The sequence below is a fragment of the bacterium genome, from assembly GCA_035370465.1.
Lineage (GTDB): Bacteria > Ratteibacteria > UBA8468 > B48-G9 > JAFGKM01 > JAGGVW01.
This window is the reverse complement of record DAOOVW010000004.1, coordinates 36,356-51,906: the sequence shown is the minus strand read 5'-3', so window position 1 is coordinate 51,906 and position 15,551 is coordinate 36,356. Positions and strand designations below refer to the sequence as shown.

Here is a 15,551-nt window from a genome sequence, read left to right as displayed (position 1 = left end):
CTCTCAATTGAAGATATTTTTTCTTCTCTTTGTTTTCTTTCTTCTATAAATTTTTTTGTTCGCTACAATAACATCAAAAAAATCGGAGGAAATAAGTCGTAATAAGGATTTATTAGATATCAGAAATTGTTAAATGGCGAACTTGACTTGACAACTATCCCTTCTTCTTTCCCTCCATCATGACTCACTAAATCTATCTCTATAAAACCAGGTACTTTTTCATCCCATTCCGCAAATGTCCTTATCGGTATTTGACTCTTTAATAAACTACCTGGCTTTGTCCTCTTCTTTCCCCTTATCTCCCATTTCTTCTTCTCCTCTTTTAATAACCTATCTATTGTTCTTCCACTTATTTTTAAAAGTTTATCCCTTACTTCCTCTGTTATCTTTATCTCTCCTTTCTCCTCTAATATCGGTACTATCTCTCCTATATAATCTCCTAACCTCCTGCCACATGGACAATCTAATATGTACCATACTTCTTTTAATGCTTTTTCCACTTCTTTCCCATATACTTTCTTTCTGCCTTCCCTTTTTATCTTCTGTTGTTCTCCTATTAAAATTACTCTACCTCTTTTCCCTTTTATTACCACCTTCCTACCTATATTCCTCAATAACCAACTCGCATAATTCCTGTTATATCCCATTAAACTTACAAATTCATCTAATATCTTCCCTTTTTCTTTCTTCTGCCCTCTCTGATACCTCTCTGCTATTTTTTTGCTTATTTTCTTCCTTATCCCCATTTCTAATTCCTTTTTCATTTGCACCTCCGTTTTCTTTCTATTTTATCCGGAGATGCTATTTAAATCCTATTTTTCAAGTAGATTTTTTTGTCTTGTCTAACATACCCTTTCGTGTAGATTTATTATGTCTCAATTTGAGGTATTTAAAAATTTTTCTAATTGTGTTATTATTTTACTATGGGAGAAATAAAAAAAGTCCTTGTTATTGAAGATGATTCCGTTGAAAGGCAGGTATTACTTCAAGCATTAAAAAACTCTGGTTATGTTTCCTATGGAGCACAAACAGGTGAAGAAGGGTTAACTTTATTCAAAAAAGTTAAACCAGATGTTGTTTTACTTGATGTGGTATTACCTGGAATTGATGGATGGGATGTATTAAAAAAGATTAAATCAGGACCTTTAAGTAGAAAAGTTCCTGTTATAATGATAACTGCAAAGTCAGAAAATACAGATAGAATAACAGGGTATGAAATTGGTGCTGATTTTTATGTAACAAAACCATATAATATATCAAAATTATTACCTATCATAAGAAATATTGTTTCTGAAAAATAAAAATGGTCGTTAATCTACCACCCCAATATCACGAAAAAGAAAAGGAATTAAAAGAAGTTAAAACTCCAGAAGAAAAAATTGCAGTTCTTGAAGAAATGCTATCTATAATGCCAAAACATAAATCATCTGAAAAACTTCAAGCACTTATCAAAAGTAAAATCTCAAAATATAAAAAGATGATGGAAAAAAGCCCATCAACTGCTAAAAAATCAATAGTTCCTCAAATACCAAAAGAAGGGGATGCTCAGGTAGTAATATGTGGTCCTACAAATTCAGGAAAATCAACTCTTTTAACAACCCTTACAAAGGCAAAACCAGAAATAGCAGATTATCCTTTCACAACAACTGTCCCTATTCCTGGAATGCTTCAATATCAGGATATAAAAATACAGATGATAGAACTCCCTTCTCTTTCTTTGGATTTTACCGATAATTGGGTAGGGGATTTTATAAGAAAATCAAATTTAATACTTTTTCTATTTGACCTTTCATCTGATGATTTAATAGAAGAAATTGAAGATGCAATTGGTGTTTTAGAAAAATTCAAAGTAAAAAAAGAGGGGGAATTCCAGTTTTTTTATAAAATTTTATGGGTTGGCAACAAAATTGATGTTTCTTCTCATAAAGAAATAAAGGATGTTTTTGTTGAATTATATAAAGATAAAATTCCTTATTTTTTTGAAATATCAGCAAAAGAAAAGATAAATATAGAAAAATTACCTGAAATTATGTTTAATCATTTAGAAATTATAAGGGTTTATACAAAAATACCTGGTAAATCACCTGATATTGAAAATCCATATACAATTAAAAAAGGAAGTCAACTTATACACCTTGCAGAAATAATACATAAAGACATGGTTAAAAGTTTCAAATATGCCCGTCTGTGGAGAGGAAAAACAGAAACTCCAATAGTTATTGGAAGAGATTATATATTGGAAGACAAAGATATTGTTGAAATACATTTTTGATGAATAAATTTCTGTAAATACTTACTCAACCACATTAATTTAAAAGCACAAAAGCCCCCTCACTCCAGCTCCTCGGGCGTAGCCCTACGGCGAGCCTCTCCCCTGTGCCTGTCTGCCGAGTATTGTGGCGGAGGTAGAGGGTAATAAGAGGAAAAAGTTCTTCTCCCCAGTCTTTGTCCGCCGTGCGGTCCGCCAAAAAGCTCGTCGGATTCGCAATGATAGGCGAATGTGGCGGAGGGGAGAAGATAGATGAGGGGGGTGATTTTCATATCAGGACATGATCTGGTCCGCAAGATCCATAGCAAAAAGCGAGGACCCAACGGGCGAACCTGTGGAACTATTTGATTGCAAGACCAGTTCCTGATTACTCTTTGCCTTTGTGCCTAAGAATATAAACGGACTTGAGTAAATATTTACAAATTTCTTTTCCTAAATAAGATGTTATAAATATAAAGTAAAAATTTTTTATTTTTAAAAACAATTATAAAAAACTTTTGGAGAAAAAATGAAAAATGAAAATATAAGTTATGATGGAAAAAGTTTTATATTTAATGGGAAACGAGTTTTTATAAATAGTGGGGAGATACATTATTTTAGAATTCCAGAAAGTCAATGGAAAGACCGACTTTTGAAATGTAAAAGGGCTTTTTTAAATACTATAGGAACTTATATTGCATGGAACTGGCATGAGGGAAAAGAAGGAGAATTTTCATTTGAGAAAGATAGAGACATTAATAGATGGTTATCCTTAGCAGAAGAAGTGGGGCTTTATATTTTTGTCCGTCCCGGTCCATATATTTGTTCAGAATGGGATTTTGGAGGGTTGCCTAATTATCTCATTCCAAAAGATTGTGAATTAAGGTCATTAGAGCAAAATTACATTGGATATTGTAAAAAATATCTAAATACAGTGAATAAAATAATAAAACCACATCTAATTACTAATGGAGGAAAGATATTTCTTTATCAAATAGAAAATGAATTTGAAGTAGGAGATATTCCTTATCATAGAAAGTTAAAAGAGATAGTAGAAAAAGATGGAATAAATATTCCTATTTGTACAAATGAAAATTTCTGGATAAGAGGAACGGATATAATTGAAGGACCTGACCCATATCATTTTTCCTGGGTAATTTCTGAAGTAATGAATAAAATTAGAAATTTACTTAAAACTCAACCAGACAAACCGCCATTAGGAATAGAAGTAGGAACACATTTTTATAGCAGATTTTATGGACAGATGCCATTTTCTGATGGATATAAACCACCAGAATTAGATGAAGTATATTTAAAATGTCTGATTGCTGCTGGTATATCAGGGTTTAATAGATATATGTTTCATGGTGGAACAAATATTGGATATTGGACAGGAAGGGATATATCTACAAGTTATGATTATGAAGCGCCAATTAGAGAGTGGGGAGAACTTGATAAACGATATTATATAGTTAGAAGAATAGGTGGTTTCTTAGAGTGTTTTCAAGAGGCATTGTTGGAAACCATTCCAGTAGAAGGAGAATGTTCAGTAAATGAAAAAGGAGTAGAAATTTTTATGCGTAAAAACAATAAAAGTGTTTTTATGTTTTTATCCAATACCTATGGAAAGAATAAAGAATTCAAGATAAATTTTAAAGACCCAGAGACAGGTAAAAATATCATTTTCCCAGCAAAAAATAAATATCAACTACCTGGTTATAGTGCAACAATTATTCCTGTGAATTTGAAACTTTCTGATGATTTAACTCTTCTTTATACAACTTCTGAAATTTTCTATTTCATAGATAATGGTAAAGAAAAAATTCTTATTCTTTATAGAGAAGATGGTATTGACGGAGAAATATCTCTAAAAATAGGGGAAAATATTAAAAATGTTAATTATACTCATAAAAATAATCCCCAATTTATAGTAGTTGAAAGAGACATTAAATTGATTATTATTGATAAAGAGATATCTTCAAAAACATGGTTTTTTAACTATAAGAATAAAAAATATCCAATTTTTTCTAATATCTATTTTTTAGAAGAGGAAAAAGAAAGAGAAAATAATATTCATCTTGTTTTTCAGGTAAAAGAAGGTAAAAACTGGATGAAAATTCCTTTCAAACCATTAGAAGTTAAACTTGATAATGAAAATATAGAGTATAGTTATTATGAAGAAAATAATATTACTGAAATTAATCTTCCAGAAGATAAATTTCCAGAAATTCATTATGAACTTTCTGGAAAATGGAAAGTTAAGGAAGAAAATATAGAAAATAATAGTGATAAATGGTTGAAGTGGAGACCATTGGAATGCTTGGAAAATTATGGTTTTTTGAAAAATGGGTATAGTATTTATAAAAGTAATTTTAATTTATCAAAAGTCAAAAAACCCCTATATTTGACTTTAACTGGTTTTCAAGATGAGGCAAGTATTTATATAAATGGGAAGTATGTAAATAGCGGAAGAGATAATTTAAGATGTGAAGTATCATCTTACCTATCAAAAGGAGACAATTCTTTAATTGTTCTTGTTGAATCAGAAGGACATGTTTGTTCTGGAGAAAAATCATTTAATGGAATTCATTCTCCTGTTTATCTCTCTTCAGAAGAAAAAAGTATAGAATTAAAGTGGTGGAGAAGGAAATTTATTCCAGATACATATCCAGAAAGGGCAATTATAAGAGAAGAAATGGAAGAAATAAATGATGAATTTGATGATAGTTCCTGGGAAAAAGTAAGGGTAGATAAAAAATTTGATAGCCGTCTATTTAAAAATTCTTATGAAGAGTGCTTTGCCTGGTACAGAACAGAAGTAGAAATACCAGATGACTTTGAAAAAAGAGGAATTTCTATTGATTTTGAAAGTGGGATGAATGCAAAAATTTATTTATTTGTTAATGGTAAATTTTCCGGTATTAAAGAAAATGCTTTTCTTTCTCTCCCTTTTAGTTTTGACCTGACAAATAAAGTTAAAAAAGGGAAAAACTATATAACTATTGGAATAAAAGTAGACCGATGGGGAACTCATTATGGACTTAATGGGACAGTAAAAATAACTTCTTATGATGTTTGTTTAAATAAAAACTGGCAGGTAAGGGAGGGTATTGAAGGACAGACAAGAGGTTATTTTAGCCCAGAGTTTGATGATTCAGATTGGGATGATGTGGAAATAAATAAGGAAAAATGGGCTTCTGGTTCTCTTATATGGTTCCGTAAAAAAGTAAAAATAGAAAATATTCCTGACTATATTTCACCATTAAGGATAACATTGAAAAACACAAGTGAAAAAGCATTGATTTACTTTAACGGTGTTCTTATTGGGAGATATTCAGAAAAAGGAGGGCAGGAAGATTTCTATATTTATGAGGACCTGATAAAAGAGGAAAATGTAATTTCTGTTATGGTTGATGGAAGGGAGAAAGAAGCAAAATTAGGGGAAATATCTATTACTCCTTACTATATTTCAAAAAGAATTTCTGTAGATATAAAATTATGAAATAAGATAAGTTTGCAAATGTTTTTTTAATGTAATGGTAAAAAAGTTAGTTTTGAAATAAATTTAATTTTTTTCCTGTTGACTTTTAGGCATAATAATTTATAATATATAAAAATATAATAAAAGGAGAGAAAATGGAAGGGAAATATGAGGTATGTTTTGTTTTAAGAAGTGATTTGCCAGATGATGAAGTTGAAAAAGAAATTGAATATATTGAAAAAGTACTTGTAAATGGAGGAGCAAAGATTTTCAAAAAAGAAAATTTAGGAAGAAAAATACTTGCATATCCAATTAAAAAAAGAACTGAAGGTATTTATTTTGTTTTTTATTTTACTGCCCCTGGAACAATAAAAGAGACAATTGATAGTCTAAAATTAAGAGAAAATATTTTAAGATATTTACTTATAAGAAGGAAAATATTACCACATGAGGAAATTATAAATGCCGAATCCCAATCTTAACAAAGTATTTTTAATAGGACGCCTTACAAGAGACCCTGAATTGAGATACACTTCTTCTGGACAGGCAGTAACAACTTGTAGACTTGCTGTTAATAGAGAATATTCTGCAAAAACAGGAGAAAAGAAAGAAGAAACATGTTATGTGAATTTAGTTGTATGGGGTAAAAGAGCAGAAGTTGCTGCTGAATTTTTAAAAAAGGGAAATTTAATTTTTGCAGAAGGCAGGTTAAATTATAGAACATGGGAAAATAATGATAGTGAAAAAAGGTCAGTTCTTGAAGTAGTTGTTGAGAATTTTCAATTTCTTGAAAAACCAAATGTAGATATTATTGAAGAAAAGGAGGATGAAATAAATGGTAAAAACCAGGAATAGACAATGTGCATTTTGTAAAGGAAAAGTAAAAGAAATTGATTATAAGGATATAGGGAAACTCAGAAGATTTATAAGTGGAAGAGGGAAAATTTTATCATCAAAATTAACAGGGACATGTGCAAAACATCAAAGGATGTTAACAAAAGCGATAAAAAGGGCAAGATTTATTGGACTTTTGCCATATGTAAAAATTTAAAAGGATGAAAAATGAAAGTAATTTTTATAAAAGAATTATCAGGTAAAGGAAGGACAAGAGAAATAAAAAATGTAAAGGATGGATATGCAAGGAATTTTCTAATTCCTTCTGGATATGCTATTCCTGCAACAGACCAAAATATAAAAATGATTAAAGAAAAAGAAATAATAGAAAATAGAAAAAAAGAAAATAGAAAAAAGATGGCTCTTGATACAAAAAAGGCGTTAAGTAATGTTTCTTTAACAATAACAGCAAAAGCAGGACAGGATGATAAACTTTTTGGAGCAATTACTTCTGAAATTATTTCAGAAGAATTAAAAAATCAAGTTAAAATTGATATAGATAAACACCAGATAGTTCTTGATGAACCAATAAAAAAGTTAGGAAGATATAAAATCCCTGTGAAATTAGGAGATGAAGTTGAAGGAGAAATTAAGGTCTGGATAGTGAGAGGTTAATATGAGTGCTAAAAAAAAAGATTTAAATATTGAAAAAATCCCTCCACAAAATATTGATGCAGAAAAAGCACTTTTAGGTTGTATGCTTATTGATGAAGAAGCAAGAATAAGGGTTTTTGAGACATTAAAAAAGGATTTTTTTTATAGTTCATCTCATCAACAAATTTTTTCTTCTATAATTAAACTCTATGAGAGAAATGAGAAGTGTGACATTATTACTCTTACAAATCAATTAAAACAGGATGGAACCTTAGATGAAATTGGAGGAGTTGAATATATTACAGAAATTGCAGAATTTGTTCCTACTTCTGCTCATATAGAAGAATATATCAAAATAGTAAAAGACCAATATATATTAAGAAGTTTAATTTCAAATGCTACTCAGATTATAACAGAAGCATCAAATGGAGTAGAGGATGTTGAAAGGTTATTAGATAAAGCAGAATCCCTTATTTTTGAAATCAGCCAAAATAAAATTGATAGATATGCATATCCTTTAAAAGACCTTATAAAAGAAAACCTTGATATTATTGAAAATATCCAGAATAAAAAGGGTTTTGTTACAGGTATTTCAACTGGATATTTTGATTTAGATAAGTATATAGGTGGACTACATCCATCAGAACTTATTATAATTGCTTCAAGACCATCAATGGGAAAAACAGCCCTTGCAACAAATATAGCACTAAATCTTGCTGCAAGTGGTGATAATTTTCCTATTTTATTTTTCTCTCTTGAAATGAGCAAAGAACAACTTGTTGGGAGAATGTTATGCTGTGAAGCAAGGATTGATTATAAAAAATTAAGAGATGGAATTCTCTCTGACAAAGAAATTACAAAATTACTTCTTTCAGCAGGGCGACTTGAAAAAGCACCAATTTTTATTGATGATGCTCCTTCTCTAAATGTTTTTGAGTTAAGAGCAAGAGCCAGAAGATTAAAAGCAAAAGAAAATATACAACTTATTATTATTGACTATCTTCAACTTATGAAAGGGGTAAGAAGAACAGAAAACAGACAGCAGGAAATTACTGAAATTTCTGCATCTTTAAAATCACTTGCAAGAGAATTAAATATACCTGTTATTGCTATTTCTCAATTAAGCAGGGCAACAGAACAAAGAGAAGATAAAAAACCACATCTTTCAGACCTGAGAGAAAGTGGCTCAATAGAACAGGATGCTGATGTTGTTTTATTACTTTACAGAGATGATTATTATAAAAAAGAGGACTCTGAAAAACCTGGAATTGTTGACCTTATCATAGCAAAACAGAGAAATGGACCTACCGAAACTGTCAACCTTACTTTCATAAAAGAATACACAAGATTTGAAAATTATACCAAAAGAGAATAAATGAAAAATTTTATAGAAAATTTTGGTAAAAAAATTGTTGCTCCTGTTTATTATTTTGGTTCTCTTATCCTTCTTATAGGGAATTCACTTAAAAAGGCATTTACAGAGAGAAAAAGAGAAAATATATTAAAACATATTGAGGAAATTGGTATTAATTCATTACCACTTGTAGGTGTTATTGCTATATTTACAGGAATGATTCTTGTTATGGAAATTGGGCATACATTAAAAGCATTTGGGGCAGAAACGTATTCAGGGGCACTTGTAGGGTTATCAATGGCAAGAGAATTGGGACCTGTATTAGTTGCTCTCACTCTTGCTGGGAGAGTAGGTGCTTCAATTGCTGCTGAAATAGGGGTTATGAAAATAACAGAACAAATAGATGCATTAAAAGTTCTTGCTATTGACCCTGTTTCCTATTTAATAAGTCCAAGAGTTATAGCAGGGATTTTTTCTCTTCCTGCACTTTTTGTAATAAGTTTTTTTCTTGCAATTGGTGGGGCATTTTTAATTGGCGTTTTTCTTATAAAAATTCCATCAGGACAATTTCTTTATCAAAGTTTCAGGTTTATTTCATATAAGGATTTTCTTGTTGGTTTTATAAAAGTTATTGTATTTGCAATTGTTGTAATAAATGTTTCTTCTTATGAAGGACTTAAAGCAAAAGGAGGAGCAGAAGGAGTTGGAGATGCTTCAACATCTGCAGTTGTAAAATCGTTTTTCCTAATAATTCTTACTAATTTAATTTTAACGGGCATCTTCTATTTTGTCTAATGGAAATAATAAAAGTAGTGAACTTAAAAGTTGTATTTGAAGCGAAAGTTGTTCTTGATATGTTAAACCTTTCTGTTGAAAAGGGAGAATCAATTGTTCTTGTTGGAAGTTCTGGATGTGGGAAAACAGTACTTATAAAAACAATAATTGGACTTATAGAACCGGTGGAAGGGGAAATTTTTATTAATGGGCAGAACATTTTAAATTTGCCAGAAGAAAAAATAAGAGAAATAAGAAGTAGAATTGGTATGGTTTTTCAAAATTCAGCACTTTTTGATTCTCTTACTACATGGGAAAATGTTGGTTTTTATTACCTTTACCATACAGATAAAAGCAAAGAGGAAATTAAAAAAATGGCTATTGAAGTTCTTGAAAATGTTGGACTTGAAGGAGTTGAGGACCTTATGCCTGAACAACTTTCAGGAGGAATGAAAAAAAGGGTCTCAATTGCAAGAGCATTAATTTCAAGACCAGAAATTTTATTTTATGATGAACCAACAACAGGACTTGACCCAATAACAAGTTCAAATATAACTTCTCTTATGAAAAAAATTCATTTAAAATTCAATACTACTGATGTAATAGTTACACATGATATTAAATTAGCAAGAGAAATATCTGATAGAATTGGACTTGTTGAAAATGGGAAAATTGTTGAAATTGGAACTTTTGATTTTCTTAGAGAAAAAAGTAATCACCCGTTAATTAGAAGTTTTGTTGAAATGGAGGGTAAAAATGAATAAAAGAAACCTATCACTTGAATTTAAAGTTGGGTTGTTTGCGATAATTACAATTTTGTTAATTTTTATATTTATTTTCAGTCAAACAAAAAAAGGACAATGGAGAACTTATGAAATTGGAGTTATGTTTGACTATATTGGTGGACTTGATATTAGTTCTCCTGTTAGATTAAGTGGAGTAATGGTTGGAGAAGTTAAAAATATTCAAATTCTTGCAAAGGAAAGACCAAAAGTTTTGGTTACTTTAACATTAAGGAGAAATGTAAAAGTGGGGAAAGGAAGTGTTATAACAATCAGAACATTAGGAATAATAGGAGAAAAGTATGTTGAAATTATCCCTTCGTCAGAACAACAATATTTAGCTGCTGGAGAAATTATTGAAGGAGTAAATCCTATATCATTAGAGCAATTTGCAACAATTGGGCAGGATATAATTTTGAATTTAAATAATGTTTTAGTTGATTTAAGAAAGTTAACATCTGATATAGAAATTCAAAAAAATGTTAAAGAAATAATAGGTGATACCTCTTTAGCGGTTAAACAAATGAATTCAGTTTTAAGCAAAGTTGATGACCTTTCCACATCAGTGGATAAAACAAACTTAGAAATAAGGGATATTATAACAAAAAATTCTCCAAAAATAGAAGAACTAATTAATAATACGAATTTTCTTATTCTTACAAGTAAAGATGAAATTGAAAAAACAAGCAAAGAAATAAGAAAATTTGCAAAAACATCTCAGGATATAGAAGAAACAGTTGTCAAAATAGGAAGTACAGCAGATGAAATAAATACATTTTTTGAAAATTTACAAAATAAAGGACTTATTGCTCAAATTATGAACGAAGAGAACCTATTAAATCAGATAAAAGTAGAAATGGAATATTTACAGGATACGACTCTAAAACTGAAAGAATCGGCAGAAAGTTTTACAGATATTACAGAAAACATAAATTCTCTCTTTAACTATGTGAATGAAGGACAGGGAAGTATCGGAAAATTTGTTAAAAGTGATGAGTTATATAATGAAGTTCTTGGTTTAATTAAAGATATAAAAGCACATCCCTGGAAATTATTCTTTAGGGGTAGATAATTTTACATAGAAGCAATACAAATACTCAGTTCCAAAGGAACTAAAAGTATTAAGTTCCAAATACATTCCCCTATGCTTCTTTGTAAAACCGACTAAAGTTGCTTACCTTGTGCCTTAGAATTGGTACGTCATCGTCTCCCAGATAGCACAACGAGGTATGGGGAATTTTATTTTATATCCACCAAAAAGTTTAGTGGACACAGCAATATACTCTTTGTGTCTTAAATACTAATAGGTGATAAATGAAAGAAAAGACAATGTATGTTTGTTCTGAATGTGGGTACCAATCAATTAGATGGCTTGGAAGATGTCCTGACTGTGGCAATTGGAATACTTTTATTCAGGAAGTCAATATAAAAACAAAAATACAACAGGAAGGAATAATACAACCAAAAAAGATAACAGAAATTAAAATTGAGCAACAACCAAGAATAAAAACAAAAATAGAGGAATTTGATAGGGTATTAGGCGGAGGTGTTGTTCCAGGAAGTTTTATTTTAATTGCAGGTAATCCAGGAGTTGGAAAATCAACTTTACTTCTTACAATTTCAGGAATAATCTCAAATTCAAATATGAAGGTTCTTTATGTAAGTGGAGAAGAATCAGAAAATCAAATAAAATTAAGATGTGAGAGAATAAAAATAAATTTTGACAATTTATATATTCTTTCTTCAAATGATATAAATTCTGTTAAAAATGCTCTTGAAAAAATGAAACCAGATTTTTTAGTAATTGATTCTATTCAGACACTTTACAACCCTGATATTCCAACAACTCCTGGTTCTGTAACTCAGGTTAAAGAAAATGCAAATTTTCTTTTCAATTACACAAAAAGAAAAAATATATCAACATTTATAATAGGACATATTACAAAAGAAGGGATAATTGCAGGACCAAAATTACTTGAACATATGGTTGATACTGTTTTGTATTTTGAGGGCGAGACAAAAACAAATTTAAGAATTTTAAGAGCAATAAAAAATAGATTTGGTCCAACTGATGAAATTGGTGTATTTTCAATGGAAGAAGATGGATTGGAGGAAATACCTGATGCATCAACAATTTTTTTATCCCAGGACAGAAAAACACTTCCAGGTGCTGTTTTTTTCCCATCTCAGGAAGGGAAAAGAACAATTATTGTAGAGATTCAATCACTTATCACTCCAACTTATTATGGAATTCCCAAAAGAGCAGTAACAGGACTTGATTATAATAGAATTTCTCTTGTTCTTGCAGTTCTTGAAAAAAAACTTAACTTTAATTTTTCAACTTATGATGTTTTTATGAATGTAGGTGGTGGTTTCAAAATTACAGAAACAGGTTCAGACCTTGCAGTTGCAATTTCGGCTATTTCTTCTTTCAAAGATGTATCTCCTGCTGAAAATACTATTTTTATAGGTGAAATTGCTTTGACTGGTGAAATAAGACCTGTTGGGCAGATAATATCAAGAATAAAAGAATGCTCCCGTCTTAGATTTGAAAGGGCAATTATTCCTGAAAGCAACATTAAAGAAGTAAAAGAAATAAAAAATATGAATTTGATAGGTGTAAAATGGCTGAAAGAATGTTTAGATTTTTCTTTTTCAATTTAAAAATCTATTATGGAGTTAAAAAATGAGTGAGTTAAGATTAGAAAATTACATTATGCCTGCTGCAAAACTTGGTCCAGATAGTCCATTACCGCCATTAGATATATGTCTACCCTATACTCTTCAAAACAATTATAATAGAGAAAAGAAAATAACTGAGTTTAAAACAGTAGTTCTTGAAAACGATATACTTAAAGCGACCTTTTTAATAGAGTTTGGTGGTAGACTCTGGTCTCTATTTCATAAAAAAGCAAAGAGAGAACTACTTTATACAAATCCTGTTTTTCAGCCATGTAATTTAGCCATAAGAAATGCGTGGTTCAGTGGTGGTGTGGAGTGGAACATAGGTCTCCATGGACATTCTGTTTTTACCTGTTCACCTCTTTATGTAAGTAAATTAAAAATGGATGATGGAACTCCTGTTTTAAGGATGTATGAATGGGAACGAGTAAGAATGGTTCCTTTTCAAATAGATGCTTTTCTACCAGATGGTTCGGATTTCCTATTTGTGCGGGTGAAAATAGTTAATCCAAATGAAAATGAAGTTCCTATGTATTGGTGGTCTAATATAGCAGTTCCTGAAACCCCTGATACACGCGTAATTGTTCCTGCTGAGTCAATTCTTAAAAGGGATTATAAAGGAAATAAAAGTATTGTTTCTATGTCTCCTGATGGGGCTATTGATGGTATTGATTTATCTTACCCAGTTAATTTCAACCACTCAGCAGATAGCTTTTACTATATCAAACCAGAGTCACAACCATGGATAACTTCTCTTGACAAAGAGGGAAAAGGACTTATACAAACATCTACTAAAAGACTTTATGGAAGAAAACTTTTTGTATGGGGGATGCATAAAGGTGGAAGGTCCTGGCAGGAATTTTTATCTGTTCCTGGGTCAGCTTATATTGAAATTCAGGCAGGTTTGACTCAAACTCAATCGGAATATATACAGATGCCTGCTGGTGCTGAATGGGCATGGTTAGAAGCATACGGTCTTATGGAATGTACTCCAGAAGTAGTCCATGGCAAAAATTGGAAAGAGGCATATAATTCAGTAGATAAAAAAATTAAAAGTTTAATGCCAGAAAATAAATTGGACTTAATACTTAAAGAGACAACAAAAATGGCAAACAAAACTCCTGATGAGATTATACAGAGAGGTTCTGGTTGGGGTACTTTAGAGCGAATAAGAAGAGAAAAATATAATGAACCATCTTTTTGTTCAAAAGCATTGATATTTGATGATGTTAGTTTGAAAAAAGAACAGGAAATGTATCTTGAATTGTTGATAAGCGGTTTAGTCCCTTATGTCTCTCCAAAAGAGAAAATTTACGGATGGATGATTCAAAAACAATGGCAAGATATTCTTGAAAAAGCAGTTAAACATCCCCAAAATGACCACTGGTTGTCATGGTTACATCTTGGAATTATGTATTATAGCCAGGGGAATTTTGAAAAAGCAAAAAACTCGTGGGAAAAATCATTGGAACGAGAACCATCTGCCTTGGTATATCGTAATTTAGGAATATTAGCGAGAAAAAATAACCATATTGAGGAAGCAGGTGATTTGTTAATAAAAGCAGTTGAAATGGCACCGGATGTAGTTGATTTAATTGTAGAGTGTTGTAATGTTTTAATTAAACTGGAGAAATACGAAGGGATACTGAAAATTATAAATAATTTATCTTCTGAGATACGCAATTATGGAAGAATAAAAATTATAGAAGCACAGGTTGCTCTGAAACAAAATAATTTGGAACGAGTTGAGGAAATTCTCAAAAGCAGACCTTCAATTCCGGATATACGGGAAGGAGAACAAATTCTTACTGATATATGGTTTGAAATGCACGAAAGGCGTATTGCAAAAACAGAAAATATCCCTATTGATGAGAATCTTAAAAAGATGGTACGAGAAAAATTTTCACCACCAGCATGGTTAGATTTTCGTCAATTCACATAAATAAAGGGTTTCTCTTAAGTTGCATTTAAAGTATTTAATATATTACCTTCAAAAAATAATCATTTTCTTCTTTAGTATTACAAGAAAAAAGATGGGCTTTTATTGTTTTCTTTGTGTCTATGCATAAAGGGTTTCACTGAGGTATTATTTACCTATATTTTTACCTGTTTGCAATATCTTCTTCTTTTATAAGAAAAATTATATCAATAAGGCGTGTTGCGCTTTTTTCCATATCAAGGACGATATTGTTCACTCTTGAAACAAAATAATTATAAGCAAGATATGCAGGTATTGCTACAACAAGCCCTACAACTGTTGTAAGAAGTGCTTCCCATATTCCTCCTGCAAGTTCACCTGGATGAACAAGCCCTCCTTTTGCTTCAATTACCATAAATGCCTTTACCATACCTGTAACAGTCCCAAGCAGTCCTAAAAGAGGTGAAACAGTTGCAATTGTTGCAAGTATTCCTAAATATTTTTCAAGATTTGGTATTTCATGATTTGCTGCATCTTCTATACTTTCTTTAACTTCTTCTCTACTTCTATCAATTTTTAAAAGTCCTGCTTTAATAATTCTTGGAACTGGGTTATCATTTTTTTCACATAGGTCTATTGCTTCTTTTATTTTTCTTCTTCTTAAAGTGTTTTCAATTTCACTTATAAATTTTTCATTATCAATTTCTGCATTTTTAAGAGATATCAGTCGCTCAATAATTATACCTATTGTTAAAACACCACAAAAAACAATCGGAATTATTATAACTCCACCTTTAAGTAATAGTTCCCACAAACTCATTTTT

General features: G+C 30.6%; 15 protein-coding genes. 13 read left to right on the top strand and 2 right to left on the bottom strand.

Going from position 1 to position 15,551, the window contains the following annotated elements:
* Positions 1-119 precede the first annotated feature (119 nt).
* Positions 120-764 (bottom strand): hypothetical protein, encoded by a 645-nt coding sequence (locus PLW95_01210; GenBank protein ID HOV21288.1) that lies wholly within the window; start codon positions 762-764, stop codon positions 120-122.
* Between the two features lie 159 nt (positions 765-923).
* Between PLW95_01210 and PLW95_01205 the strand changes: the two genes are divergently transcribed.
* The 13 genes from PLW95_01205 to PLW95_01145 all read left to right on the top strand — a co-directional run bounded on the left by PLW95_01205 (position 924) and on the right by PLW95_01145 (position 14,751).
* The gene (locus tag PLW95_01205) at positions 924-1,301 is read left to right on the top strand and encodes a response regulator (GenBank protein HOV21287.1); all 378 of its coding nucleotides are present in this window, start codon (positions 924-926) and stop codon (positions 1,299-1,301) included.
* Between the two features lie 2 nt (positions 1,302-1,303).
* A complete protein-coding gene (locus PLW95_01200; GenBank protein HOV21286.1) occupies positions 1,304-2,272 on the top strand; it encodes a 50S ribosome-binding GTPase in 969 nt (322 codons plus the stop codon).
* A 505-nt stretch (positions 2,273-2,777) separates the two neighbouring features.
* Positions 2,778-5,750 (top strand): beta-galactosidase, encoded by a 2,973-nt coding sequence (locus PLW95_01195; protein HOV21285.1) that lies wholly within the window; start codon positions 2,778-2,780, stop codon positions 5,748-5,750.
* A gap of 134 nt (positions 5,751-5,884) precedes the next feature.
* The gene (gene rpsF, locus PLW95_01190; protein ID HOV21284.1) at positions 5,885-6,211 is read left to right on the top strand and encodes a 30S ribosomal protein S6; all 327 of its coding nucleotides are present in this window, start codon (positions 5,885-5,887) and stop codon (positions 6,209-6,211) included.
* Positions 6,192-6,584: a single-stranded DNA-binding protein gene (gene ssb / locus PLW95_01185; protein ID HOV21283.1), complete on the top strand. Its 393-nt coding sequence runs from the start codon at positions 6,192-6,194 to the stop codon at positions 6,582-6,584. The genes rpsF and ssb overlap by 20 nt, the downstream gene beginning before the upstream one ends.
* Positions 6,565-6,780, top strand: coding sequence for a 30S ribosomal protein S18 (rpsR, locus tag PLW95_01180; protein HOV21282.1), 216 nt, complete (start codon positions 6,565-6,567; stop codon positions 6,778-6,780). The genes ssb and rpsR overlap by 20 nt, the downstream gene beginning before the upstream one ends.
* Before the next feature lie 11 nt (positions 6,781-6,791).
* A complete protein-coding gene (rplI, locus tag PLW95_01175; GenBank protein HOV21281.1) occupies positions 6,792-7,238 on the top strand; it encodes a 50S ribosomal protein L9 in 447 nt (148 codons plus the stop codon).
* Position 7,239: 1 nt separating this feature from the next.
* Positions 7,240-8,592 (top strand): replicative DNA helicase, encoded by a 1,353-nt coding sequence (gene dnaB, locus PLW95_01170; protein HOV21280.1) that lies wholly within the window; start codon positions 7,240-7,242, stop codon positions 8,590-8,592.
* Positions 8,593-9,366, top strand: coding sequence for an ABC transporter permease (locus PLW95_01165; protein HOV21279.1), 774 nt, complete (start codon positions 8,593-8,595; stop codon positions 9,364-9,366).
* Positions 9,366-10,109, top strand: coding sequence for an ATP-binding cassette domain-containing protein (locus PLW95_01160; GenBank protein HOV21278.1), 744 nt, complete (start codon positions 9,366-9,368; stop codon positions 10,107-10,109). Before PLW95_01165 ends, PLW95_01160 begins: the two co-directional genes overlap by 1 nt.
* Positions 10,102-11,199, top strand: a complete 1,098-nt coding sequence (locus tag PLW95_01155) for an MlaD family protein (protein ID HOV21277.1) — start codon at positions 10,102-10,104, stop codon at positions 11,197-11,199. The genes PLW95_01160 and PLW95_01155 overlap by 8 nt, the downstream gene beginning before the upstream one ends.
* 242 nt (positions 11,200-11,441) lie before the next feature.
* Positions 11,442-12,791, top strand: coding sequence for a DNA repair protein RadA (radA, locus tag PLW95_01150; GenBank protein HOV21276.1), 1,350 nt, complete (start codon positions 11,442-11,444; stop codon positions 12,789-12,791).
* 22 nt (positions 12,792-12,813) lie between these two features.
* Positions 12,814-14,751 (top strand): DUF5107 domain-containing protein, encoded by a 1,938-nt coding sequence (locus tag PLW95_01145; GenBank protein ID HOV21275.1) that lies wholly within the window; start codon positions 12,814-12,816, stop codon positions 14,749-14,751.
* Positions 14,752-14,911: 160 nt separating this feature from the next.
* Here PLW95_01145 and PLW95_01140 read toward each other — a convergent pair whose 3' ends face one another.
* A complete protein-coding gene (locus PLW95_01140; GenBank protein HOV21274.1) occupies positions 14,912-15,547 on the bottom strand; it encodes a MotA/TolQ/ExbB proton channel family protein in 636 nt (211 codons plus the stop codon).
* Between the last annotated feature and the right edge of the window lie 4 nt (positions 15,548-15,551).

What these genes read in the sequence shown, in the direction of transcription:
- PLW95_01165 (HOV21279.1), top strand. Translation starts at nt 8,593, where the DNA reads ATGAAAAATTTTATAGAAAATTTTGGTAAAAAAATTGTTGCTCCTGTT.
- PLW95_01195 (HOV21285.1), top strand. Translation starts at nt 2,778, where the DNA reads ATGAAAAATGAAAATATAAGTTATGATGGAAAAAGTTTTATATTTAAT.
- PLW95_01155 (HOV21277.1), top strand. Translation starts at nt 10,102, where the DNA reads ATGAATAAAAGAAACCTATCACTTGAATTTAAAGTTGGGTTGTTTGCG.
- rplI (HOV21281.1), top strand. Translation starts at nt 6,792, where the DNA reads ATGAAAGTAATTTTTATAAAAGAATTATCAGGTAAAGGAAGGACAAGA.
- rpsF (HOV21284.1), top strand. Translation starts at nt 5,885, where the DNA reads ATGGAAGGGAAATATGAGGTATGTTTTGTTTTAAGAAGTGATTTGCCA.
- PLW95_01210 (HOV21288.1), bottom strand. Translation starts at nt 764, where the DNA reads ATGAAAAAGGAATTAGAAATGGGGATAAGGAAGAAAATAAGCAAAAAA.
- PLW95_01160 (HOV21278.1), top strand. Translation starts at nt 9,366, where the DNA reads ATGGAAATAATAAAAGTAGTGAACTTAAAAGTTGTATTTGAAGCGAAA.
- dnaB (HOV21280.1), top strand. Translation starts at nt 7,240, where the DNA reads ATGAGTGCTAAAAAAAAAGATTTAAATATTGAAAAAATCCCTCCACAA.
- radA (HOV21276.1), top strand. Translation starts at nt 11,442, where the DNA reads ATGAAAGAAAAGACAATGTATGTTTGTTCTGAATGTGGGTACCAATCA.
- PLW95_01200 (HOV21286.1), top strand. Translation starts at nt 1,304, where the DNA reads ATGGTCGTTAATCTACCACCCCAATATCACGAAAAAGAAAAGGAATTA.
- PLW95_01140 (HOV21274.1), bottom strand. Translation starts at nt 15,547, where the DNA reads ATGAGTTTGTGGGAACTATTACTTAAAGGTGGAGTTATAATAATTCCG.
- rpsR (HOV21282.1), top strand. Translation starts at nt 6,565, where the DNA reads ATGGTAAAAACCAGGAATAGACAATGTGCATTTTGTAAAGGAAAAGTA.
- PLW95_01205 (HOV21287.1), top strand. Translation starts at nt 924, where the DNA reads ATGGGAGAAATAAAAAAAGTCCTTGTTATTGAAGATGATTCCGTTGAA.
- PLW95_01145 (HOV21275.1), top strand. Translation starts at nt 12,814, where the DNA reads ATGAGTGAGTTAAGATTAGAAAATTACATTATGCCTGCTGCAAAACTT.
- ssb (HOV21283.1), top strand. Translation starts at nt 6,192, where the DNA reads ATGCCGAATCCCAATCTTAACAAAGTATTTTTAATAGGACGCCTTACA.